Here is a 21,792-nt window from a genome sequence, read left to right on the forward strand (position 1 = left end):
CGTGATGCTTGTGGTGGGGTTACACCTGCCGTCTCTTACCTGATTTCTGCCTGCGATCTCGCGCCTTGTATGTGCCAGCACTTTTCCCAATCCGGTGCTTGAGACGAACACTGCCTGTTCCACGTCTCATCAGGGCTTCCCCCTGCCGCATGTACAGGACTCCCCCGCGAGAGACGCTTAACCTGACGCCGCCGTCCTGCTCGGGACGTGCGGCGTTTTTTTTCGCAGGGACGTCAGAAAGTGTAGGCCAGCCGCAACCCACCCCAGTGCCTGCCCTGCACAAAAATAGGCGCGGACAGGTCCTTCATCATCTTGAACTCACCGCCGCCCATGTCCCGGCGATAAACCTGCAGCAGGAACGGCTCGGTGTTGCGCCCCGCCTTCAGCCCGACCCGATCGTCGAAAATGCGGCGATTGCGGCAATGGGCCATGTTCCACACCGGATCGTCGCTGGGCGGATGGGAGAATTTGCGGTTGTGTGTCGGCAGATACCCGTTTGTGTCGACGGCTGCACAGAAAACAACCTTGCTGTCCATCTCCAGAACCGGTTCCTGCAAGGGCGGCAGGATACGGTCCATCACTTCGGTACACTCATTGATGACCTGCTCCGGATCGGATCCCGGGATCGGGCGATAGTTGCGGTCAAACAGACGCGACATCGTGGTGGTCCCGCTCTCCACGGCGTCCTCCAGGCGGTCACCCAACTCGCGCGCAAGGCTCTGCGCCCGTTGAATGAAAGGCGTGTCCACGGAATTGCCGCCCAACAGGGCAGTCGATTGAACAATCGTCTCCGAGGTGTCGATCAGGCGCAACACCCGTTCATGGGTCTTCTCGATACCGGAAGAGGTTGACTGCACGGCGGTGTCGATCTCCTTCAGGGCAGGCTCGAAATCAGACATGGCGGAATGCATGCGCTCTGCCTGCTCGGCGATCCGCTGCGCCTGTTGGTTGGCCGACGTGATCGAGGTCTCCATCCGGCTGAGCGCCGTGTCCGTGCCACCAGCATTTTCCAGCACGTCAGCGGCCTGTGTCGCAATCCCGCTCGCTTCCTTGCCAAGCTCCAAAATCCAGTCCGCCAGGGATTCGATGTTGTTGGAAATCTCGACCGCTGCATCGCGGGTTTTCTGGGACAACTCGTTGATGGCATCGGCCACCACGGCAAAGCCCCGCCCCGCGTCACCGGCGCGGGCCGCTTCGATCTTGGCGTTGATCGCCAGCGTGTTCACCTGCGTCGCAATGCCGGCAATCTGCTGATTGTTGGTTTTCACCGCTGAGAGCGTGTCGCCGACCGCTTCGGTTTTCTGGGACAGATCCTGTACCCATCCGGCAACACTGCGGGTCTTTTCCCCCGTTGTCCGGACCAGTTCGGCGGAAGATTTCACATCGCGGGCGGTCTCATCGGTGTTCTGCGCCATGGTCTGCACCGCGTCGCGCACATCGGAATTGGCTTTGCCCATTTCGCTGGCACGCTCATCCAGCACGCTCAACCCGCGGCGCTGCGCCCTTGCGTGTTCCTCCACCAGATCGAGAAACCCGGCAATGTCGACGATTTCATATCCAAGCGCTGCCGCGGCCTGCGTCAACCGATCCGCATGTCTGTTGTCGTCAAACTGAGGTTGGATGTTCATGCTGCCCCGCAGATTTGCCTGCGGAACTTACTGTCACGAATTTACTTAAAAATTGCTAATACAGGTCCTGATCTCAGGCGCAGTCGGCCTGAAGCGCCTGTGTCATTGCCTCGCAGGCCGCCTCAATGCTCAGCAGAATAGAGGCATGACGGTTCTTGTAGTCCCGCGCGGGCTCCAACACCTCGAACCCGTCAAAGGGGGCGACAGGCACCGGGCCTGCGTCTTTCAGCATGGACCGCAGTTCGTCACGCGCCGCTTCAAGCTCCGGCAGGGTCCGGCCAATGATCGCACCGCCCGTGACGGCAGCCGCCGCTTGCCCCAGCGCACAGGCCTTCACATCCTGCGCATAGGCGCTGACCTGTCCGTTCTCGACATTCAGATCGACCGTGACGGCAGAACCGCAGAGGGGCGAGCGTTTCTTGACCCGCGCCATCGGCGCATCAAGCTGTCCCAGATGCGGGATATCTGCCGCAAGGGCCAGAATACGGCCGGAATAGAGTTTGATCAGATCGTTTTCGCCAGACATGGGACCCAGACGGCCTTCCGTTGTTTTCGACTTTCATACATAAGTCCTGACGCAGCAGATGCAAAAAGGTTTTTCGCATGTCTCACGATCCCGTTCCCTTCGACCCCGACAGCCTGCGCTATAACGAAGCTGGTCTGATCCCCGCAATTGCGCAGGATGCCGACAATGGCGAGGTGCTGATGATGGCCTGGATGAACCGCGAGAGCGTGATGCAGACGCTTGCGACAGGCAAGGTCACCTATTGGAGCCGGTCGCGGCAGGCTTTCTGGATCAAGGGCGAGACCAGCGGACATCACCAGACGCTGGTGGACATGCGCGTGGACTGCGACCGCGATTGTCTATTAATGCAGGTCCAGCAGGTGGGCGCGGCCTGCCACACAGGTCGGCGCAGCTGTTTTTATACGGGCGTGTCCGAAGCTGGTGAGGTGGAACTGTCAAAGCCCCTGTGAGCCTGCCGTCGAGGGCAGGCCCAGCATGCTACGAATGTCAGCGGGCTGCAGATCCTGATCGCGGTAGGTGGCCAGCGCACGGGCATCATCGCGCTTGGCCAGCCTCTTGCCAGCCTCATCCCGGATCAGCCGGTGGTGATGGTAAAGCGGTGTCGGCAGGTCCAGGAGATCCTGCAGGACCACGTGGATCGCCGTCGCCTCAAAGAGATCAGCGCCGCGCGTGACATGGGTGATGCCCTGCGCCGCGTCGTCCATCACGACCGACAGATGGTAAGAAGTGCCCATATCACGTCGGGACAAAACCACGTCTCCGACGTGCTGTATCAATTGATCGGGCGTCACGGTGATCAGGCCGGTTTCACCCCCGGGCCCCGCACCGGTTTCGGTATAGGCAAAGAGGCGCTGCGCCACGGCGCGGCGCATATCAAGCCGCAGCGCGCTGTCCCGGGGACGGTCTGTGCCGGGGGCGCGGGGGGTATCCCGGCAGGTGCCGGGGTAGATTAAGCCATCGGGGCCCATGGGCAGGGTCGCACCTTCCTGCGGGGCGGACATCGCCTCCAGAATATCCCGGCGGTTGCAGCTGCAGGGGTAGAGCAGGCCCGCTTGCCACAACCGGTCCAGGGCGCTTTCATAGGCGGCCATGTTCTCCGACTGTCGCAACACGGGCCTCGGCCAGTCGAGGCCGAGCCACTGCAGATCCTCATAGATCTGCGCCTCCCATGCGGGCCGGGCGCGTGATGTATCGATATCCTCGATCCGCAGCAGGAATTCACCCTCTGCCGCATGGGCCATGTCGTAGGCAACAAGCGCCGAGAAGGCATGACCAAGATGCAGAGGCCCCGTCGGGGATGGGGCAAACCGGGTGCGGATTGTCAATTTTTCTCAAGCACGTAGACGTTGGAGTTCAAGTTGATACCGGGTAAATGCGGGCCGCTTTCGCGAAACAGCAAACGGGCGGCACCGCAGTCGATCCACTCGCAGAGACGGGCTTCGTTTGTGCGGTCCTGCAGAGCGTGATCATTCAGCGACAGGACCAGAAAACCCCCCGGTGCCAGGGCTTTCATCAGGTCGTCAAACACCGAAATGGGGGCCGCCCCAGCGCCGATCACACCGATGGCGGCAATCGCGGCATAATCGCCCGGCGTGACGGGGAGCGGCGCATCCGCCTCGATCACCGTGAGGGTGCGGTAGAGCCTTTTGGCGCGGGCCTTGGCCAACATCTCTTCGGACAGATCCACTCCGTCGATGGTGGCAAACCCGGCAAGCTTCAGCGCCAGCCCCGAAAGCCCGGTACCACAGCCGAAATCCAGCACCGGCAGGGTCTGATCCTTCATGAATCGCGCCAGAGCATCGGCGCATCTGCCGGGCGTCGCATAGCCCTGACTGCTCACTTCGGCGTCGTAGCTGGCCGACCAGTCATCGTAGAGAGTGCGTGTTTCATCCGCGTCGCGGGCGTCGTAGACCTTGTCCAGAAATTTTTGTGTCATGGCCCAAGGGTAACCGGCTTGGCTAGGCGGCGTCCAGTGCGCCGGTGCCAAGCCACTTATGCCAAGCCGCCTTGGCCCGGTCCGTATAGGCCTTGTAGCGGTCCTTGCGGCCACGTCTGCCGCCCTTGAGGCCCTCAACCGGGGGGAAGAGGCCAAAGTTCACATTCATCGGCTGGAAGGTCTTGGCCTCGGCCCCGCCGCTGATATGTGTGATCAGCGCGCCGGTCGCCGTGCTGGGGGGTGGCGTCTCCATCGGGCCGCCCAAAATGGCACTGGCCGCCAGACGCCCCGCCAACAAGCCCATGGCAGCGGATTCCACATAACCTTCGACCCCGGTGATCTGCCCGGCAAAGCGAATGTTCGGACGCGAGCGCAGCCGCATCTGCCCGTCGAGCAACGTTGGGGAATTCAGGAAGGTATTGCGGTGGATACCGCCCAGCCGGGCAAAGCTCGCATTCTCCAGGCCCGGAATACGTTTGAAAACATCCGTTTGTGCGCCGTATTTCATCTTGGTCTGAAAGCCAACGATATTATAAAGCGTGCCGAGCTTATTGTCGCGGCGCAGCTGCACCACCGCATAGGGTTTCACGTCCGGCTGATGCGGGTTGGTCAGGCCAACGGGCTTCATCGGGCCAAAGCGCAGGGTCTCGCGCCCGCGCTCCGCCATCACCTCGATGGGCAGGCACCCGTCGAAATACCCGGCTGTTTCGCCTTCGTGGAACTCGGTCTTGTCGGCGGCCATCAGCGCATCGATGAACCCTTCGTACTGGTCGCGGTCCATCGGGCAATTGAGATAGGCGGTGCGCTCTTCCTCCGTCTCGCCCTTGTCATAGCGCGACTGCATCCAGGCGCGCGACATGTCGATGCTGTCGAAATAGACAATCGGGGCGATGGCATCGAAGAAGGCCAGCGCCTCGGCCCCGGTTTCTGCTGCGATGGCCTGTCCCAGCGCGCTGGAGGTCAGCGGGCCGGTGGCGATGATCCATTGGCCGTCGCTGGGCAGCTCGGTGATCTCGCCATATTCGACACGCACATTCGAGTGCGCGACCAGCGCATCGGTGACAGATTGCGCAAAGGGATCCCGGTCCACGGCCAGCGCGCCACCTGCGGGCAGGCGGTGTTTGTCGGCCATCTGCATGATCAACCCGCCCGCAGCGCGCATTTCCCAATGCAAGAGCCCAACGGCGTTTTGTTCATTGTCGTCGGAGCGAAAGGAGTTGGAGCAGACCATCTCGCCCAGAAGGCCGGTCTGATGCGCGAATGTGCCGACCTTGGGGCGCATTTCATGCAAGACGACCTGCACACCCATATGCGCCGCCTGCCAGGCTGCTTCCGATCCGGCCATGCCGCCACCGACGATATGCAATTCTTCTGTCATGTCCGCCATGTAAGGCAGGCCCCGATCCGGCGCAACCGCAACGGCGGGGGATACCTGTCTGAACATCAATCCGGGAAGGGGGTTTCGGGGGCGCCGCGACGGGAATGGTGCACCAGCGAGAGACTGGTGTGGAGGAACCTTCCGCCCACGGCGACCCGAAAACATCAAGACGTTTCCGCCTTGCCCTTTAATTGCCACCTTGCCGCCCGAATTATAAGGGCCGCCGGTCGAAACTCTGCTGCGCCGAATTGGAAACAATGGCGCGACGTGGCGTCAAATGTTCGCACGCGCCAGGCTGGCTTGCCCTGCGGATTGAATTCGCTCAACCTGCCCTCGGGGCAAGGGGAGCATGTGCATGGACATCAAAATGGACGCGGCCGCGTTGAATAGCTTTCTCGATCAGGTGTTTGAGCAGGTGGCCGATGACTTCACCGTCGAGGAGGTGGCGCCCGAGGCGCTGACCGTGCGCCTGACTGTCAGCGACAAGCATCTGCGTCCGGGCGGCACTGTTTCGGGCCCGACGATGTTCGCACTGGCAGACGTCGGGGCCTATCTCATCACGCTGGCGCGGATCGGCCCACAGGCGCTGGCGGTGACGACCAATTGCACGATCGACTTCATGCGCAAACCGGCGGCGGGGGTCGACCTGATCGGCAAAGTGCGGTTGCTGAAGCTTGGCAGGCAGTTGTCGGTCAGCGATGTGTTGATCTATTCCGAAGGCGTCGACGCGCCCGTTGCCCGGGCGAGCCTCACCTACGCCATTCCACCGGCAAAAGCGCCCGCGTAACAGGGTCTTGTTCAACCGGTGCCAATCTGGTCATCTCTGGCCTGAAAACGGGGGAACCATGTCGGACTGGATCACGCTGGACTGTACGGGCACGCCGCATTGTCGGCATGAAAACGGGTTTGCGGCCCTGGACGGCAAATTCTACCTTTTTGGCGGGCGGCGCATTCAGCCGGTCGACATCTTTGATCCCAAGACCAACACCTGGACATCCGCGTCCCCGCCACCGATGGAAATCCACCACTTTCAACCGGTCATCGTCGGGCGCGAAATCTGGCTGCTGGGCACGATGACGGGGGAGTTCCCGCGCGAAACGCCGCTGGAGACGGTCTATATCTATCAGCCCGATAGCGACACCTGGAAAGAGGGGCCGCGCATCCCGCACGCGCGGCGGCGCGGGGCGGCGGGCTGTGCGCTGCACGCGGACGGCTGGATTTATGTGGTCGGCGGGATCATCGACGGGCATCACTCCGGCACCCAGGCCTGGTTCGACCGGATCAACCCGGAGACGGGCGAGTGGCAGGTGCTGCCCGATGCGCCGAACAAGCGCGACCACGCGCCCTGCGCCATCGTGGGGGATAAATTGTACTTCTTTGGTGGGCGGGAGACCGGGCGCCACAACGGGCAGGACTATGATGCGCTGTTCTTTGCCACGATCGGCGATGTGGATGTCTATGATTTCACGACCGGCACATGGTCCGTCCATGATGAACCCTTGCCCATTGAAACCGCGGCCGGCGGCACCGGGGTGATCGACGGCAAAATCCACTATGTGGGGGGCGAGGCCGGGCGCATGGAGGCCTTTGTGGAGATGCAGATATTCGATGCGGCCAAAGGCACATGGCGCATGGGTCCGAGCCTCAACCGCGCGCGGCACGGGACAAACTGCTGTGTGCATGATCGCAAGCTCTGGATCGCGGCGGGCAGCGGCGCACGCGGCGGTGAGCCGGAGCTGACCAGCATTGAATGCATCGAGGTCCCCGAGGCACCATAAAAAAAGGCCGGGATAAAACCCGGCCTTAAGGAAGAGGTCTGGTCGCGTACCGGGGAGGTTACGCGCGCCAGAACACCTTGGCTGCCTCATCACGAGCCTGCCTTGGTGTCAGTCCCACATCGTCCAGCTGCCAGACCGTCAACTGTTTCAGCGCGCGTCTGGTACGATAGCGTGTGGCCCATTTCGTCACGCAGACAGCAAACTCAATCGCGATGATGGCCAGTGTTGGCATCTCCTTGACCTCATTGAGAAAGGCCAGGGTCCGGGGCGATGGTGTCTGTGCGTGTGCCATGGGAAATCTCCTAAATTGTATTGACACAATATAGCGGTATAGCTATGCAATATTGATACGATAACTGATACAAACGCGCTAGGAAAACATTGTAATGGGTACAATTTGGCAACCAATGCTGATCGACGGGCAGGGCCCAAAGTATCAATCGGTTGTAAACAGTATCCGACAGGGGATAGGGGTCGGCGATCTGAAACCCGGTGACAAGCTGCCGCCGGTGCGCGATCTGGCCTGGAAGCTGAGCATCACCCCCGGCACCGTGGCCCGCGCCTACACGATCCTGACGGACGAGGGCACTCTGACCGCAGAGGTTGGGCGTGGCACCTTCGTCGCGCCGCCGCGCACCATGCAAGTCTCGGATGCGCCCATCGAAATCGACGTCATATCGCATACTGCAGAGGCAGATGGCGACCAGCACAATGTCAGCCTGTTCTCGCCGCATCTGCCCTGCGTCGGGCAGGACAAGGTGATCCGGCAGCTGATGGCGCAGGTGGCGCAGGATCCGCCCTCGGGGGTCATGCATTATCCCAGCCGCACCAGTGCCCGCGCGGCGCGCGAAGCGGTGGTGCACTGGCTCAAGGGCACACCGCTGGGGCCGCTGCGCGAAAAGGATGTCGTCCTGTCCCACGGCGGGCAAAACGGGATCATGCTGATTTTTCAATCCATCCTGGAAGGGCGCCGCCCGACCGTGCTGATCGAGGAACTCGCCTATCCCGGATTTCGACGGGCCGCAGAACTGCTGCGCGCCGATGTGGTACCGGTGGCCATGGATGAGGACGGCGTGATCCCCGAGGCGCTGGAAGCTGCTGCCCGCGCCCATGATGCGCAGGTATTCTGCACCTCACCAGAGGTACATAATCCCACGGGCGGGTTCACCCCCGTGGCGCGGCGCGAAGAGATTGCGAAAATCGCCCGGAAACATGACTTTCAGATTGTGGAAGACGATTGCTACCGCATGGGCGTGAACCGGGCCCCCTCCTACCGGATGCTGGCGCCGGGACGGGGGTGGTATGTGTCCTCCATCGCCAAGACCATCACGCCGTCCTTGCGGTTCGGTTTCGCGATCGCCCCCGAAGGCAAATCCTCGGTCCTGCGCCGCACGGCGGAGCACAGTTTTTTCGGGCTGGCCACGCCGCTGACGGATCTCTGCGCTGGCTTGCTGACCCACCCGCAGATCGACGCGCTGACCGAGCAGACGCGCAAGGCGTTCAATACCTATGTGCAAAGTGCCGTGAATGTGCTTGGTGCTTATGATCTGGTCTGGCGGCCAGATGTCCCGTTCCTCTGGCTGCGGCTGCCGATGGGGTGGCGGGCAGGGGCCTTCTGTCAGGCCGCAGAAGCAGAGGGCATCCAGATACGGACGGCCGAGGAATTCGTCTGCCGCGACGCCCGCGCCCCGCATGCGGTGCGTATGGCGGTCAATGCGGGTGTGTCCCTGAAAAGCTTTGAGGCCGCGATGATGCGCCTGCGCGACCTGCTCGACAGCCCGCCGGAGCAGCTCAGCGTTTGAGTTATAGCGCGGTGACACTTCCAGAAAGCCCGGCAAAGAAGTAACTTCTGATCTAGGAAGCGCTCCAACACCGAAGGCCATTGATGATACGAATTGCAATGCCATGGATTATTGATGCAACAGCGAAGTTTGACCAGCTTCAGAGCGTCAATGACAGCATGGACAAGACTGACCTATACATTCATTTGGCTATGGCGAAGACTGCGTTGGATCAACTGTATGTAGACAGTATTTACAGATCATACTTGCGGGTTTCGTCGCAAAAAGCTCATGAGCTAGCACAGCGCCTACAGTCGTTAACTGACGATTTGAACGAGAACTGGGAAACAGAAATTGAGGCCTGGCGCATTGCGGCAATTCGTTCTGAAGCGCAGACATTTCAGCAAATACTCACGTCCGAACTAGGAACCCTCCCAAGCTTTCTTGTTCTACCAAAAGGCGGTTTCGATGTAGGGTTTTTGACTGAGCAGGGTGAGTCAATGTTCCCAGCAGACACTGCGGAAAAAGTTCCGGGTACTTTAGCCGATATGAAGCAAGCCGCTAAGGCGCTTGCTTACGAACTTCCAACTGCGAGCGGATTTCATATCTTCCGAGTTCTAGAAGCCGTTTTGCGCGCATATTGGGATCAAGTAGCCGATGGCAAAGCTCACCCGCAATCCAAGACGATAGGAATGTACGCAGAGGGCCTACGGAAAGGTCAGCATGGGGACGCAAAAGTTTGGGAGGCATTGAAACAGGTTAAGGATCTTCATCGAAACCCGCTGGCTCACCCAGAAGTCATCTTGAGCACTGAAGAAGCAATTGGGATTGTAGGAATTGCATATAGCGTCATTGGCGAAATGCTCCGCTCCATGCCAGATGCACCCGCAACCACGGCCAGTCCTCCAGCGTCCTAAGCATCGCGCCCGCATTTAAACGAACTGCTTGGGAAAGGTCTACATCCCGTGATCTGGATTTGACGTTAGGTGTAGCCGTACGCGTCGCATATCGCAGAGCCTTCTGATACGATGCAATGGTTGCGACTGAACAAGTCATGAAGTCATTGGGGTAAGATAATACCTTATTTTTAAACCATTGATATATATAGATATTACATGATCTCTGCCGCTTGACCCGCAATTTGGCTGCTGTATAACCCCCCAATCGAATTCGGGCTGATGCGATAGCACAGTCTTTCACCTCAAACGGGGAACCATCCATGAAAACCTTTTCTGCAACACCCGCAGATATCGACAAGAAATGGATCCTGATCGACGCCGAGGGCGTTGTTCTGGGCCGTCTTGCCTCGATCGTCGCCACGCGTCTGCGTGGCAAGCACAAGCCGTCCTTCACACCGCATATGGATATGGGCGACAACGTGATCATCATCAACGCCGACAAGGTCCAGCTGACCGGCAAGAAGCGTGAAGAGCATCACTATTGGCACACCGGACATCCGGGCGGGATCAAGTCCCGCACCAAGGCGCAGATCCTCGAAGGTGCGCATCCCGAGCGTGTTGTGACCCTCGCGGTCAAGCGCATGCTGCCCGGCAACCGTCTGTCGCGCCAGCAAATGACCAACCTGCGCGTCTATGCAGGTGGCGAACACCCCCATGAGGCGCAAAGCCCCGAAGTTCTGGACGTGAAATCCATGAACAGCAAAAACACCCGGAGTGCATGAGCATGGCTGAAGAAATCAACACACTCGAAGAACTCGGCCAGGCGGCTGGTCTTGAAGCGGCTCCCGAAGTTGTCGAAACACCCCGTGAGCCCGTCCGTGACGATCTCGGCCGCTCCTATGCCACCGGCAAGCGGAAAGACGCGGTTGCCCGCGTCTGGATCAAGCCCGGCTCCGGCAAGGTGACCGTGAACGGCAAGCCGCAGAATGACTACTTCGCGCGCCCCGTGCTGCAGATGATCCTGGCACAGCCGTTCTCCGTCTCCGGCACCGAAGGCCAGTTCGATGTGGTGGCCACCGTCAAGGGCGGTGGCCTCTCCGGTCAGGCCGGCGCGGTCAAGCACGGCATCTCCAAGGCGCTGCAGCTCTACGATCCCTCCCTGCGCGGCGCGCTGAAAGCGGCAGGCTTCCTGACCCGCGATAGCCGTGTGGTCGAGCGGAAGAAATACGGTAAGGCCAAGGCCCGGAAGAGCTTCCAGTTCTCCAAGCGTTAAGCTTTTCCAACAGATCCCAAAAGGCCGTCCATCCGGGCGGCCTTTTGCATTCCGGCGACCGGTTTTGGAGCTTGCACGCTGGGGAACGCGATTTTTGGTACCAAATCATCCAATTTTCGGCTAGTTCTCGGTAAATCAGTTTGGCGGGGTCGCACTTACGGCACAATTCCCCGCTACTTTTATGTGGTGATTCAATACGGTTGGACCTGGTATGGTGATACGGACCTTCATAGCCTTCGACAGCGAAGCCCTTGTCGTACAGTCGAGCTCCAACGGGAGCATTGTCGGCAATCCGATCATCAACAACTCCTCCACGCCCAACGGCACGATCTTCGAATACACCGGTGGCAATGCGGCGGAGGTGTCGCTGAACGACACCGGCGGCGGTAGCGGACGGTTCAACGACGATCAGCCCGGCAACCACGTCATCACCAATGGCAACGGGCTGGTCGCCAATGGCACGCAGGTTGAATCGGAATCGATCATCCGCATCCGCGCGCTGGACGACAACGGGAACCAGACGGGCCCGACGATCAACGTTTATGTCTTCTCGCAAAACGGCAACTTCAGCGATGTCTGGGGGTTCGCCACCAGTGAATTGCTTCAGGATGGCACGTCCTACGTCAAGACCGGCGGCAATAATGCCGGGACCTCGCGCTACAACAACTTCGTCACCTGTTTCGCCGATGGCGCGCGCATCGCATCACCGGACGGAGAGATACCGGTCGAGGATATCACGGTTGGCCAGCAGATCTGGACCCTGGACAAGGGCCCAATGCCGGTGCGATGGGTGGCCAGCACAACGGTAACCGGGCAGGGCGCTTTTGCGCCTGTGGTGTTCGAGGCAGGAGCCATTGGCAACGACGCGCCGCTGACCGTCTCTCAGCAGCACCGCATCTGGATAAAGAACGCGATGGCCGAACTGCTCTTCGGCAAGTCCGAAGTGCTGGTCGCGGCCAAGCACATGGTTGGCGTGCCGGGGGTTTGCCTGCGCCCGCAGGAGACGGTGACCTACACGCATTTCATGTTCGACAGCCACCAGATCGTGCGTGCCAACGGGGCCCTGACCGAAAGCTTCTTTTACGGAGAAAACGCGCTCGGCACGTTGGAGGCGGCACAGCGCGCGGAGCTGGAGGCGCTGTTCCCCATATTGGGCAGCGGCTTTGACAGTTTCGGCGTGACCGCAACCATGACGCTGAACGGACGCGAGGCGGCAGCGCTGCGCCCCTATCTTGCGGCCTGACTAGTCGTCCGGGTTGATCAGACCAAGCCCGCGCAAGTAAATACCGATCCCCGTTTCCAACAGATCATCCGCCGGGAAGGGCGAGGCCCGTCCCGGTGAGTTGCGCGCAAAAAGCTCAACCACCCCGTGGCTCAGCGCCCAGATATGCGCCGAAAACATCGACGCCGGGGGGCGTTTGTCTTCGGGGATGTGCTGGCTGAGGTCCGTTGCCGCCTTTTCCAACACACTGTTGGCACGGGTCGCGACGGCGGCCAGCTCCGGCGTGCGGTTCACCGATATCCCGCTTTCAAACATCGCGATATAGTGGCCGGGATACTTGCGCGCGAAGGCCAGATAGGCGCGCCCGGTCGCGGAAAACGCCGCCAGCGCAGAGGGTTGGCCTTTCTCATAGGCGTATTCCATCAGGTCGGCGAAAATCTCATAGCCCTGCAGTGCGGCTTCGGCAATCAGATCCTCCCGCCCCTCGAAATGCCGGTAGACGGCGGCGGGGGTCACGCCCGCCTGTTTCGCGGCTTCCGACAGGGTAAAGCCCATCGGGCCACGCGCCTCGATCAGCTGCAGTGCCGCGTCAATCAGGGCCTGACGCAGGTTGCCGTGGTGATAGCCGCGTTTAGGCATCCCAGATGTCCGGCCCACCGCAAATCGATGTGTCGATCTTGCCAATCGCACGGGCATCCTTGCGCGCATAGTCCAGCCCGTGCAGCACCGTGCGGATGGCGTTGAGCCGCGCGCGGCGCTTGTCATCCGATCTCACAATGGTCCAGGGGGTCGCCTCTCTATGGGTCCGCGTCAGGGTTTCTCCAATCGCGTCCGTGTAGGCGTCCCAGCGTTTGAGGCCCTCGACGTCAATCCAGCTGAGTTTCCACTGTTTCAGCGGGTCACATTCCCGCACCAGGAGGCGCCGCAGTTGCTCTGCCCGTCCCACATTCAGCCAGAATTTGAAAAGATGCACGCCATCTTCGACCAGCGTGTCCTCGAAGGGCGTCACTTGCGTGAAAAAGTTTTCCCGTTCTTTGTCGGTGCAGAAGTCAAAGACCTTCTCGACAACGCCGCGATTGTACCAGCTGCGATCATAGAACGCCATTTCACCAACCGTTGGCAGATGGGCCACATAGCGCTGGAAATACCATTGCCCCGCCTCGGTATCGGTCGGTTTCTGCAAGGCGACAATGCGGGCACCACGTGGATTAAGATTGGCACGGAAGCGGCTGATTGTACCGCCTTTTCCGGCACCATCACGTCCTTCATAGACGATCACGACACGCGCACCGCTTTCCTTGACCCAGGCCTGCATCTTGACCAGTTCGATCTGCAGCGCTGCCAGTTCCTTCTCGTAGGGCTTGCGCGCCATACGCTCGCTGTGCGGGTAGGTGTCGGACAGGATATCGCCCTTTTCACTCCGCTTGATGGCGGCGCGGATTTCCTTGGGGGCTTCTGAGGCAAAGTAGGTGCTGATCGCGCCGTCAAATGGCAGGTTCATGGGCCCTCCGGGGCAGGTGCTCTGCTTTCAATATGGGATGTTAACAGGCTTAACGCAAACCTGCGCGGGTTGCCGCGCGGTCAATGGCCGCTTCTACGGCATCAGGGTCCGCATGATGTGGCATATGGCCCACACCTTCCATCCGGGTCAGCGTCGCATTGGGCAGCAATTGCGCCAGAGGTTCGGAATGAACGCGCAGCGGCACGATGGTATCTTCGGTGCCATGCAGGATTTCCACGGGCAGGGTCAGATCCGGATACTGCGTCGCCATCTCGACCACATGCGGGCGCAGGCTGTTCACCTGCTGCGCATTTGCCCGCAGGGTGGGGCGCCGCAGGGTCATTTCAGGCCCGAAGTGATCCAGATACCCCTCGGGCGTCGCCTGCGGCTTGAAGATGGAGGCGACGGTCTCTTCAATGCGCGACGCTGGCGCAAAGGCGGCAATCAGCGGGATCACCACGGCGCTGCCGATCCGCGAAGAATTGATCTGGTAGAGCGGACCAAGGCGGCCGGGCCAGGGGTTGGAGGCAGCCCCGAGCAGGACCAACGCCGCCGTATCCTCCGGCCGTTCCAGCGCCCAGGCCAGTGCCACCGCACCGCCGTAGGAATGGCCCAGAACAATCGGACGCGTCACCCCGACCTGATCCAGCGCCTTTTGCAGCACGCGTGCCTGCACCGCCGGCGGTTCGGCCCAGGTGTTCAACACGCCGGTATAGCTCTCCCCTGCACGACTGCTCCAGCCCAGCCCCGGGCGGTCCACCATGATGACGCGGTAGCGGTCGGTCAGACGCCCCATCAAGTCGAAGGTGAAATCGCGTATTGATCCATTTGCGCCATGGATCAGCACCAGATCGGGGCCGGTACCTTCGACGCGCAAATGAATGCGTGTGCCATCGACCTCGATGAACTGACCCGAGGGCGGATAGTCGGTCTCAGCCTGCCTTTCACGCGCCGCGGCGCGCCAATGCACAACCGCAACGGTCAGCAGGATCAGCAAGAGGACAAAGAGCAACACCTTACGTCCCAATGCGTGCCATCTCGAAGGGGGCAGATTGATATATCTCGTTGATCCAATTGCCGTATAGGAGATGCGCATGGCTGCGCCACCGGTTCAGCGGCATCTGGGTGGGATCGTCCTCCGGGTAGTAATTCGCGGGCAGGGTGATGGCGCTGCCTTCGGCGACATCCCGGTCGTATTCCTGTTTCAGCGTATCCCGGTCGTATTCGAAATGGTTGAAGATATAGAGCGCGCGATGCGCCGGATCCTCGACCAGACAGGGGCCGACCTCGTCACTGCCCAGCAGTGTTCTCAGCCCGGGGGCGGCATCGATCTCTGCCTGCCGCATCTCGGTCCAGCGAGACACGGGGATGACGCAATCGTCCGAAAAACCACGCAGGTACTGCGACGCAGGCGCAAGGTTGCGGTGCCGGAAACAGCCAAACGCCTTGCCGTCCAGCATGTGTTTCTGCACGCCGTGGAAATGGTTGATCATCGCCATTCCGCCCCAGCAGACCCCAAAGGTGGAATGCACATTGGTCTGGGTCCAATCCATCACTTCGAGCAGCTCGTCCCAATAGGTAACCTCTTCGAACGCCAGGTGCTCGATGGGGGCGCCGGTGATGATCAAGCCGTCGAATTTCTGATCCTTAACCTCCTGGAACGGGCGGTAAAAGCTCTCCATATGTGCAGCGGCGGTGTTCTTGGTCTGATGCTCCGACATGCGGATCAGGCTCAGTTCGATCTGCAGCGGGGTCGCGCCGATCAGCCGGGCAAACTGGTTCTCTGTCTGGATTTTCTTGGGCATCAGGTTCAGCAACGCAATGCGCAGCGGCCGGATATCCTGACGCGCCGCCTGATCCTCATCGACCACCATCACACCCTCGTGCTTCAGCACGTCATAAGCGGGCAGGTCTGCGGGTATCTTGATCGGCATGGTCTTTTTCCGGCGCTATGTCAGAGCAGTCAGATAGCCCCTTGCCGGGGCTGTCTCAAGGGGGACGGTCTCACAGGTCAGTGACGCAGTCTTACAGGCAGGCGGCAATCAGATCCTCGAAGTCTTCCGGGGTCTTCAGGGCAGCCACCTGATCGGCGGTCACCGTCACCCCCCAGCGCGCCATGGCCGCATAGCGCGGTTGCCGATGCGCCAGCGCCCGGGCATAGGTAAAACGCACGAAGGTATCGGGATCAACATCCGCCTCGACGCAATTGTTTTCGCTGAGATATTCCTGCCAGACACGCATCAGGAATTCCGGCTGATAGGCCATGGGTTTGGGCGCGCGGTCAAACCGGCGTATCAGCTCCTGCGTGTGCGCCTCATCGCCCTTGATCCAGATCAGCAGGCAGTGTTTGGCCAGATCCGCCAGCATCGCGTCATCGTCATCCGCCGCATCGACCCATTCACAGATCGACCCGCCGGTGTCGCAGATGAAATGCGGATAGCCATAAAGCGCCTCGGCCCGCTCCGCGAAATGCGCGGTGTCGTAGAGGGCCGAGATTTCGGCCTGCCGGAACTGATCCTGCCGCCGTGTGTATTCGGCCATCGGCAGGCCGCCTTTGGCCGGATCACCGGGCTTGCCCAGATAGGTGGCGACCGGCGCCAGGTTGTCGAAGGTGATGTTGGAGCCGATGTAGATGCTGTCGCTCATCAAGAGCTCGCGCAGAAAGGGAACCTTCATCGCCTCGGCCTTGGCGTTGTCGGTGATAAACTCGCCCATGTAGCGGGTGCCGATGCGGTAGTCGATGGAGTAGTGGAACCAGTCCCCGCTGGCGCGCAGCAGGTTCGACATATGGGTCTTGCCGAGACCGGACATGCCGTAGACCAGCACGGATTTGCGCGGGGCGGCCCGCCAGTCGGCGGCAGAAGAATAAAGCATGGGGCGCGTCCTGACGGCGTGAGTGGCCCTCAGTCCTAGCCGCGACCATGGGAGGGGTCAATCAGTCTGCGACGGGCTGCGGGGATTTTCGACGCCTGCGCAGCAGCCGCCCGTCCAGCACCGCAAGCCCCAGCGCCAGCAGGGCAAAGCCGCCGTAGACATTGGGGCTCAGCGCTTCATCCAATACCAGCGCGCCCAGCAGGATGGCGAAGGGGGTGATCAACAGGGTGACCAGCATCAGGTTGCCGCTGCCCGCCCGCGCCAACACGTAATAATAGAGCAGGTAGGCCCCGGCAGTGGCGATCACCGCGTAGTAACCAATGGCGATCAGCGTCACAGGCGCCAGATCGAATTTGATCGGGCCTTCGACAAGCAGCGCCAGGGGCAGGGTGACCAGCGTCGATCCGGTCAGCATCCCTGCGGCGGCAACCTGCGGGGACAGACCCGACAGGGTTTTGCGGCCCCATACACTGGCCAGCGCATAGGAGATCGTCCCGCCCAGCACGGCCAACTGCGCAAGCGACTGCAGATCGAAATTCCGCAGGTTTTCCAGACCGATGACCGTCGCGACACCGATGAACCCGAGCGTGACACCGATGGCCTTTCTCAAGCTCAACCGCTCATCGGCAAAGAAGATCGCCGCCGTGATGACGCCAAAGACCGCCGTAGCGGCATTGAGGATGGAGGTCAGCCCGGTTTCGATGTGCAGCTGTCCCCAGGCCATTAGGCCAAAGGGGATCACGTTGTTGAGCAACCCCATGATCAGGAACGCCATCCAAACGACCGGATCACGCGGGATCGGCAGCCGCATGACCGCAACGACCAGCCACAGCACAAGCATCGCCCAGAAGGTGCGGTGCGCCACAGAGGTCAGCGGGCCGATCTCGTTCAACGCGATTCGAATCGACAGAAAGGAGGCGCCCCAGATCATCGCGAGCAGGATCAGCGCGCCCCAGGCTCTGGCGGAAAGTGTCATTTGCTGTGTCATGCTGGAAACCTAGGCAGGGCTGCATCAAAGAGCCACCCGGATCATGCGTGAAAGCCCCGCAGATTTTGGTCCACGGGGCTTTCGGGTTTGTTCAGTCGTCTAGTAACTCAGAAGGTGTAGCCTATCTTGACGCCGATGGCGACAGCATCGTTGTTTTCAAACCGCGCAGCCGGTGCAGCCGCTCCGGCGACTGTAATTGTATCGCCGATGCGAACATAGCGGATGCCTGTGGTGATTTTCATGTTTCCTTGGCTGTAGATCGCGGCGAGACCAATGCTGCGCTGACCATCAGAGGGACCTAGGTTGGTGAAAAGGTTGTTCTGCGTTTCCTCGTATCCCAGTGTTGCGGCAACAGACCACGTGTCGTTCAGTTTGCGCCCGAGGCCAAGCGTATACGTGAATACATCTTCTCTGTAGCTGAGCAACGACCCGGTGGTCACTTGTTGGTAAAGCGAAGGTGTCAGTGCGAAGTCGGACCAATCCACCCAACGAATGCCACCAAACAGCAGCGTATTTGGCGCGATACCGGTTTGAAAAGCCAGATTGACGGACTGTGGGGTTTCGAACTCCGTAACAGATGTTCGTGTTAACGGAAGAGGGCTGGTGAGCGTTTCAGATGTGTCGTTTTCATGTGAAATCTCTGAATTGTACGTCAAGGAGACACGCAGGGCGATTTCCGGTTTTTCATAGGCAACACCTACGACGTAGCCGACTCCATAATCGCGTTGGGCATCTACTGAATAGTCGAGGTTCAGACCAAGAGCCGGTGCGTTGAATTGAATCGTCGCGTTGGCCTCCGCCGATTGCAGCCGCAAACCACCGAACACGCTGACGCCATTGTTTAAGTTGTACTGCAAAAGGCCGGTCAGCGCGACCGAATCGTATTCTGCTGAGGAGCCAGCGGCAAAGTAACCGGTACCAGTGGGGTAGTCGACCGAAGCGTCGAACGGCTGATCAAGGATAATGGCATAGGACAGCCTATCGTTGATATCCGCCTTATACGCCGCACCATATTGCTGGTACGAGGGTGAAATGTCGCCCGACCCGATCCCGTTCGAGAGGACCGATCCCGTGCCACTCAAATTCGGCGATATCGTCGCAAAGCTGAACTCCACATACCGCCCGTCCTCGAAGAGCACGTCAACGGATTGTCCCGTCCGGTCCAGAGCACCTGCATGCGCGCCGCCTGCTGCAAGACACAATGCCGTTACACTTTTAAGGTAGTTTCTCATGAATCTCCTCCCCAGAAGATGCGCCTATAATTCTGCGTAATGTTTTCAAGTAGGCAGGGGCAATAAATCACGATCCCCGGTCCGGTCAATTCGTGACGCTAGGGAAGCCTCGACTGTTACCCCACGTAAAATCAAGTCTTTTGACGGGTTTCGACCCAAATGTTCAAATAGTTGCCTGCAAAGATGATCGCAGCCCCCAGAAAGACCCAGACATCGACGGTCTCATTGTAGAGCAGCATGCCGATGATCGCGATGGCGGGCAGGCGGATGAAATCGATCGGCACCACCACCGTTGCGGGGGCAATTGCCAGCGCGTTTGTCATGCAATAGTGCGCCAGCAGACCGGCAAACCCAATCATGATCACAAAGGGGAGACTGGCCGCATCCGGCAGGGCGATGTCGCCATCGTACCCGGCGGCGATCAGGCCCATCACCAGCTGCATCGTGGTCAGGTAGAAGAGAATGCAGGTGATCGTCTGGCTGCGCGTCAGCCGTTTGGTGAACATGATGGTCAGCGCAAAGAAGATGGCGGAGGCGGCCGCCGTGACCACGCCCGCGTTGATGCCCGCCATATCGGGGCGCGCCACGATCAGGATGCCGATGAACCCCATGATGGCCGCGATCCCCCGCACCGCTGTCAGCCGCTCGCCCAGGATAAGCGGGGACAGGACGATGACCCAAAGCGGCGAGGTAAATTCCAGGGCAAAGACCTGCGCCAGCGGGATCACCGTCACCGCATAAAACCATAGGTTCTGCCCGGTGAAATGCGCCATATTGCGCACCAGATGCGCGCCCAGACTGTCGCGGTTAATCTGCCGCCATGTGCCTGTGACCCAGGCGACAGCCACCACCACGACCACCCCGATCAGGCTGCGGTACATCATGATCTCAAAGGTATCGAGCTGGGCCGCGGCTTCGCGCCCCGCAACGGCCATGGTGGAGAAGGAGGCGATGGCGCCACTCATCCACAGTGCAGCCTTGAGAATGGGGGACATGGGCGTACCTTGCTGTGGGTATGGGCGGCCTAGTGCGCGCGTCCGGGCCGTCGCCACCGGGACTGCGTTTTGAGCGTCAGCGGGTCATTCCCATTCGATGGTGCCCGGAGGCTTGGATGTGATGTCGTAAGTGACGCGGTTGATCCCCGGCACCTCGTTGATGATCCGCGTGGCCGTCTCGCCCAGAAACTCATGGCTGAAGGGATAGTAATCCGCGGTCATCCCATCGACGGAGGTGACGGCGCGCAGCGCGCAGGCGTAGTCATAGGTGCGGTAATCGCCCATGACGCCCACGGTGCGGACAGGCAGAATCGCCACGAAGGCCTGCCAGATGTCATCGTAAAGCCCGTGCTTGCGGATCTGGTCGATATAGACCGCATCGGCCTCGCGCAGGATGTCGAGTTTTTCGCGGGTGATTTCGCCCGGGCAGCGGATGGCGAGACCCGGGCCCGGGAAGGGGTGCCGCCCGATGAAGCTCGGCGGCAGGCCCAATTCACGCCCCAGCGCGCGCACCTCGTCTTTGAAAAGCTCGCGCAGAGGCTCCACCAGCTGCATGTTCATGCGCTCGGGCAGGCCGCCAACGTTGTGGTGCGATTTGATCGTCACCGAAGGCCCGCCCGAAAAGGACACCGATTCGATCACATCCGGATACAGCGTGCCCTGCGCCAGGAAATCGGCGCCGCCCATCTCGCGTGCGTGCCTCTCGAAGACATCGATGAAGAGACCGCCGATGATCTTGCGCTTGGTTTCAGGGTCGCTGACCCCCTCAAGCTTGCCCAGAAACAGATCGGATTCGTCGGCGTGGATCAGCGGCAGGTTATAATGTTCGCGGAACATGCCCACGACCTGCTCGCTCTCGCCTTTGCGCATCAGCCCGTGGTCGACATAGACGCAGGTCAACTGCTCGCCGATGGCCTCATGGATCAGCACGGCGGCAACCGAACTGTCGACGCCGCCGGAGAGGGCGCAGATGACCTTGCCGTCCCCAACCTGATCGCGAATGCGCTGGATCGCCTCCTCGCGGTAGGCGCCCATGGTCCAGTCGCCCTTGAACCCGGCCAGCCGCACGAAGTTCTCGTAAAGCTTGGCGCCGTTGGGTGTGTGGTGCACTTCCGGATGGAACTGCACCGCATAGAAATTTCGGTCGATGTCGGCGGTGATCGCAAAAGGCGCATTGGGGGAGGTGCCATAGACATCGAACCCCGGCGCGATTTCACTAACGTGATCGCCGTGGCTCATCCAGACCTGCTCGCGGTCTGCGGCGAACCACCCCTCCAGCAGCGCCAGCCTGCGCGCTTCCGGCGTCACATAGGCCCGTCCGAACTCTGCCGTGCCGTGGCCACGTTCCACCTTGCCGCCCAGACAGTGCATCATCACCTGCTGGCCGTAGCAGATCCCCAGAATCGGCACGCCGAGATCAAAGACGCTCTTGGGCGGCATCGGCGCGCCTTCGGCAAAGACAGACGACGGCCCCCCGGAGAAAATCACCGCTTTCGGCGCGAAATCACGCAGAAACGCGTCCGTGACCATATTGAAGGGGTGGATTTCGCAATAGACGTTCAGCTCTCGCAGGCGGCGCGCGATCAATTGCGTTACCTGGCTGCCGAAATCGATGATGAGGAGGCGGTCGTGTTCGGATGTGCTCATGGGTGCTGATTAGGCGCGCGCGGTCGCAGTGGCAAGAGGCCGAATGCCCAACACCTGTGCATAGTCTTATTATAAAGGGCGAAAGGCGCGGACATGTCGCTTTTTTCCCTGCAAGGCCGCTATACGGATGAGGA

The 21,792-nt window shown here is 60.5% G+C and carries 23 protein-coding genes; 8 read left to right on the forward strand and 15 right to left on the reverse strand.

Annotated elements, in window-relative coordinates; genetic code table 11:
• Nucleotides 1-233 precede the first annotated feature (233 nt).
• Together ISX84_RS18830 and ISX84_RS18835 are read right to left on the reverse strand one after the other, a co-directional pair.
• On the reverse strand, nt 234-1,628 hold the full coding sequence (locus tag ISX84_RS18830; RefSeq protein ID WP_195821944.1) for a methyl-accepting chemotaxis protein: 1,395 nt from the start codon (nt 1,626-1,628) through the stop codon (nt 234-236).
• A 73-nt stretch (nt 1,629-1,701) separates the two neighbouring features.
• Nucleotides 1,702-2,154 carry an iron-sulfur cluster assembly scaffold protein gene (locus ISX84_RS18835; RefSeq protein ID WP_195821945.1) on the reverse strand — a complete coding sequence of 151 codons (453 nt, stop codon included), beginning with the start codon at nt 2,152-2,154 and terminating at the stop codon, nt 1,702-1,704.
• 77 nt (nt 2,155-2,231) lie between these two features.
• On the opposite strand from ISX84_RS18835, the gene hisI reads away from it, so the two are divergent.
• On the forward strand, nt 2,232-2,603 hold the full coding sequence (hisI, locus tag ISX84_RS18840) for a phosphoribosyl-AMP cyclohydrolase (protein ID WP_195821946.1): 372 nt from the start codon (nt 2,232-2,234) through the stop codon (nt 2,601-2,603).
• Here hisI and gluQRS read toward each other — a convergent pair.
• From gluQRS to trmFO, 3 genes are read right to left on the reverse strand one after another with little or no spacing between them, the layout of a single operon-like run.
• Nucleotides 2,589-3,473: a tRNA glutamyl-Q(34) synthetase GluQRS gene (gene gluQRS / locus ISX84_RS18845; RefSeq protein WP_195822076.1), complete on the reverse strand. Its 885-nt coding sequence runs from the start codon at nt 3,471-3,473 to the stop codon at nt 2,589-2,591. The genes hisI and gluQRS overlap by 15 nt on opposite strands.
• A 2-nt stretch (nt 3,474-3,475) precedes the next feature.
• The gene (locus ISX84_RS18850; protein ID WP_195821947.1) at nt 3,476-4,090 is read right to left on the reverse strand and encodes a class I SAM-dependent DNA methyltransferase; all 615 of its coding nucleotides are present in this window, start codon (nt 4,088-4,090) and stop codon (nt 3,476-3,478) included.
• 22 nt (nt 4,091-4,112) lie between these two features.
• Nucleotides 4,113-5,468: a methylenetetrahydrofolate--tRNA-(uracil(54)-C(5))-methyltransferase (FADH(2)-oxidizing) TrmFO gene (gene trmFO, locus ISX84_RS18855; RefSeq protein WP_195822077.1), complete on the reverse strand. Its 1,356-nt coding sequence runs from the start codon at nt 5,466-5,468 to the stop codon at nt 4,113-4,115.
• Nucleotides 5,469-5,823: 355 nt separating this feature from the next.
• Here trmFO and ISX84_RS18860 point away from each other — a divergent pair, with 355 nt between their 5' ends.
• The gene (locus ISX84_RS18860; protein ID WP_195821948.1) at nt 5,824-6,255 is read left to right on the forward strand and encodes a PaaI family thioesterase; all 432 of its coding nucleotides are present in this window, start codon (nt 5,824-5,826) and stop codon (nt 6,253-6,255) included.
• Nucleotides 6,256-6,313: 58 nt separating this feature from the next.
• Entirely contained in the window at nt 6,314-7,246 is a 933-nt protein-coding gene (locus tag ISX84_RS18865) for a Kelch repeat-containing protein (RefSeq protein WP_195821949.1), read from the forward strand.
• A 58-nt stretch (nt 7,247-7,304) separates the two neighbouring features.
• Here the strand turns inward: ISX84_RS18865 and ISX84_RS18870 are convergent, their stop codons facing one another.
• Complete coding sequence (locus tag ISX84_RS18870; RefSeq protein ID WP_229884425.1) at nt 7,305-7,538, reverse strand: DUF1127 domain-containing protein; 234 nt, start codon at nt 7,536-7,538, stop codon at nt 7,305-7,307.
• A gap of 94 nt (nt 7,539-7,632) precedes the next feature.
• Here ISX84_RS18870 and ISX84_RS18875 point away from each other — a divergent pair, with 94 nt between their 5' ends.
• The 5 genes from ISX84_RS18875 (at nt 7,633) to ISX84_RS18895 (ending at nt 12,442) form a co-directional block, all read left to right on the forward strand.
• Nucleotides 7,633-9,048 (forward strand): aminotransferase-like domain-containing protein, encoded by a 1,416-nt coding sequence (locus ISX84_RS18875; RefSeq protein ID WP_195821950.1) that lies wholly within the window; start codon nt 7,633-7,635, stop codon nt 9,046-9,048.
• Between the two features lie 83 nt (nt 9,049-9,131).
• The gene (locus tag ISX84_RS18880; protein WP_195821951.1) at nt 9,132-9,944 is read left to right on the forward strand and encodes a hypothetical protein; all 813 of its coding nucleotides are present in this window, start codon (nt 9,132-9,134) and stop codon (nt 9,942-9,944) included.
• A 302-nt stretch (nt 9,945-10,246) separates the two neighbouring features.
• Nucleotides 10,247-10,708 carry a 50S ribosomal protein L13 gene (rplM, locus tag ISX84_RS18885; protein WP_195821952.1) on the forward strand — a complete coding sequence of 154 codons (462 nt, stop codon included), beginning with the start codon at nt 10,247-10,249 and terminating at the stop codon, nt 10,706-10,708.
• A 2-nt stretch (nt 10,709-10,710) separates the two neighbouring features.
• Nucleotides 10,711-11,199 carry a 30S ribosomal protein S9 gene (gene rpsI / locus ISX84_RS18890; protein ID WP_159976599.1) on the forward strand — a complete coding sequence of 163 codons (489 nt, stop codon included), beginning with the start codon at nt 10,711-10,713 and terminating at the stop codon, nt 11,197-11,199.
• 211 nt (nt 11,200-11,410) lie between these two features.
• Nucleotides 11,411-12,442, forward strand: a complete 1,032-nt coding sequence (locus ISX84_RS18895; RefSeq protein WP_195821953.1) for a Hint domain-containing protein — start codon at nt 11,411-11,413, stop codon at nt 12,440-12,442.
• Here the strand turns inward: ISX84_RS18895 and ISX84_RS18900 are convergent, their stop codons facing one another.
• The 9 genes from ISX84_RS18900 to guaA form a co-directional block, all read right to left on the reverse strand.
• A complete protein-coding gene (locus ISX84_RS18900; protein WP_195821954.1) occupies nt 12,443-13,060 on the reverse strand; it encodes a TetR/AcrR family transcriptional regulator in 618 nt (205 codons plus the stop codon).
• Nucleotides 13,053-13,922: a polyphosphate kinase 2 gene (gene ppk2, locus ISX84_RS18905; protein WP_195821955.1), complete on the reverse strand. Its 870-nt coding sequence runs from the start codon at nt 13,920-13,922 to the stop codon at nt 13,053-13,055. The genes ISX84_RS18900 and ppk2 overlap by 8 nt, the downstream gene beginning before the upstream one ends.
• A 49-nt stretch (nt 13,923-13,971) precedes the next feature.
• On the reverse strand, nt 13,972-14,937 hold the full coding sequence (locus tag ISX84_RS18910) for an alpha/beta fold hydrolase (protein WP_326838772.1): 966 nt from the start codon (nt 14,935-14,937) through the stop codon (nt 13,972-13,974).
• A gap of 1 nt (nt 14,938) precedes the next feature.
• The gene (gene metA / locus ISX84_RS18915; protein ID WP_195821957.1) at nt 14,939-15,856 is read right to left on the reverse strand and encodes a homoserine O-acetyltransferase MetA; all 918 of its coding nucleotides are present in this window, start codon (nt 15,854-15,856) and stop codon (nt 14,939-14,941) included.
• 91 nt (nt 15,857-15,947) lie between these two features.
• Nucleotides 15,948-16,796 carry an ATPase gene (locus ISX84_RS18920; protein WP_195821958.1) on the reverse strand — a complete coding sequence of 283 codons (849 nt, stop codon included), beginning with the start codon at nt 16,794-16,796 and terminating at the stop codon, nt 15,948-15,950.
• Between the two features lie 61 nt (nt 16,797-16,857).
• On the reverse strand, nt 16,858-17,784 hold the full coding sequence (locus tag ISX84_RS18925) for a DMT family transporter (RefSeq protein ID WP_195821959.1): 927 nt from the start codon (nt 17,782-17,784) through the stop codon (nt 16,858-16,860).
• A 107-nt stretch (nt 17,785-17,891) separates the two neighbouring features.
• Nucleotides 17,892-19,016 (reverse strand): OmpP1/FadL family transporter, encoded by a 1,125-nt coding sequence (locus ISX84_RS18930; RefSeq protein ID WP_195821960.1) that lies wholly within the window; start codon nt 19,014-19,016, stop codon nt 17,892-17,894.
• 131 nt (nt 19,017-19,147) lie between these two features.
• Nucleotides 19,148-20,011, reverse strand: coding sequence for a DMT family transporter (locus ISX84_RS18935; RefSeq protein WP_195821961.1), 864 nt, complete (start codon nt 20,009-20,011; stop codon nt 19,148-19,150).
• A gap of 84 nt (nt 20,012-20,095) precedes the next feature.
• Entirely contained in the window at nt 20,096-21,658 is a 1,563-nt protein-coding gene (guaA, locus tag ISX84_RS18940; protein ID WP_195821962.1) for a glutamine-hydrolyzing GMP synthase, read from the reverse strand.
• Between the last annotated feature and the right edge of the window lie 134 nt (nt 21,659-21,792).

It is taken from the genome of Roseobacter sp. MH60115, assembly GCF_015644665.1.
GTDB lineage: Bacteria > Pseudomonadota > Alphaproteobacteria > Rhodobacterales > Rhodobacteraceae > Roseobacter.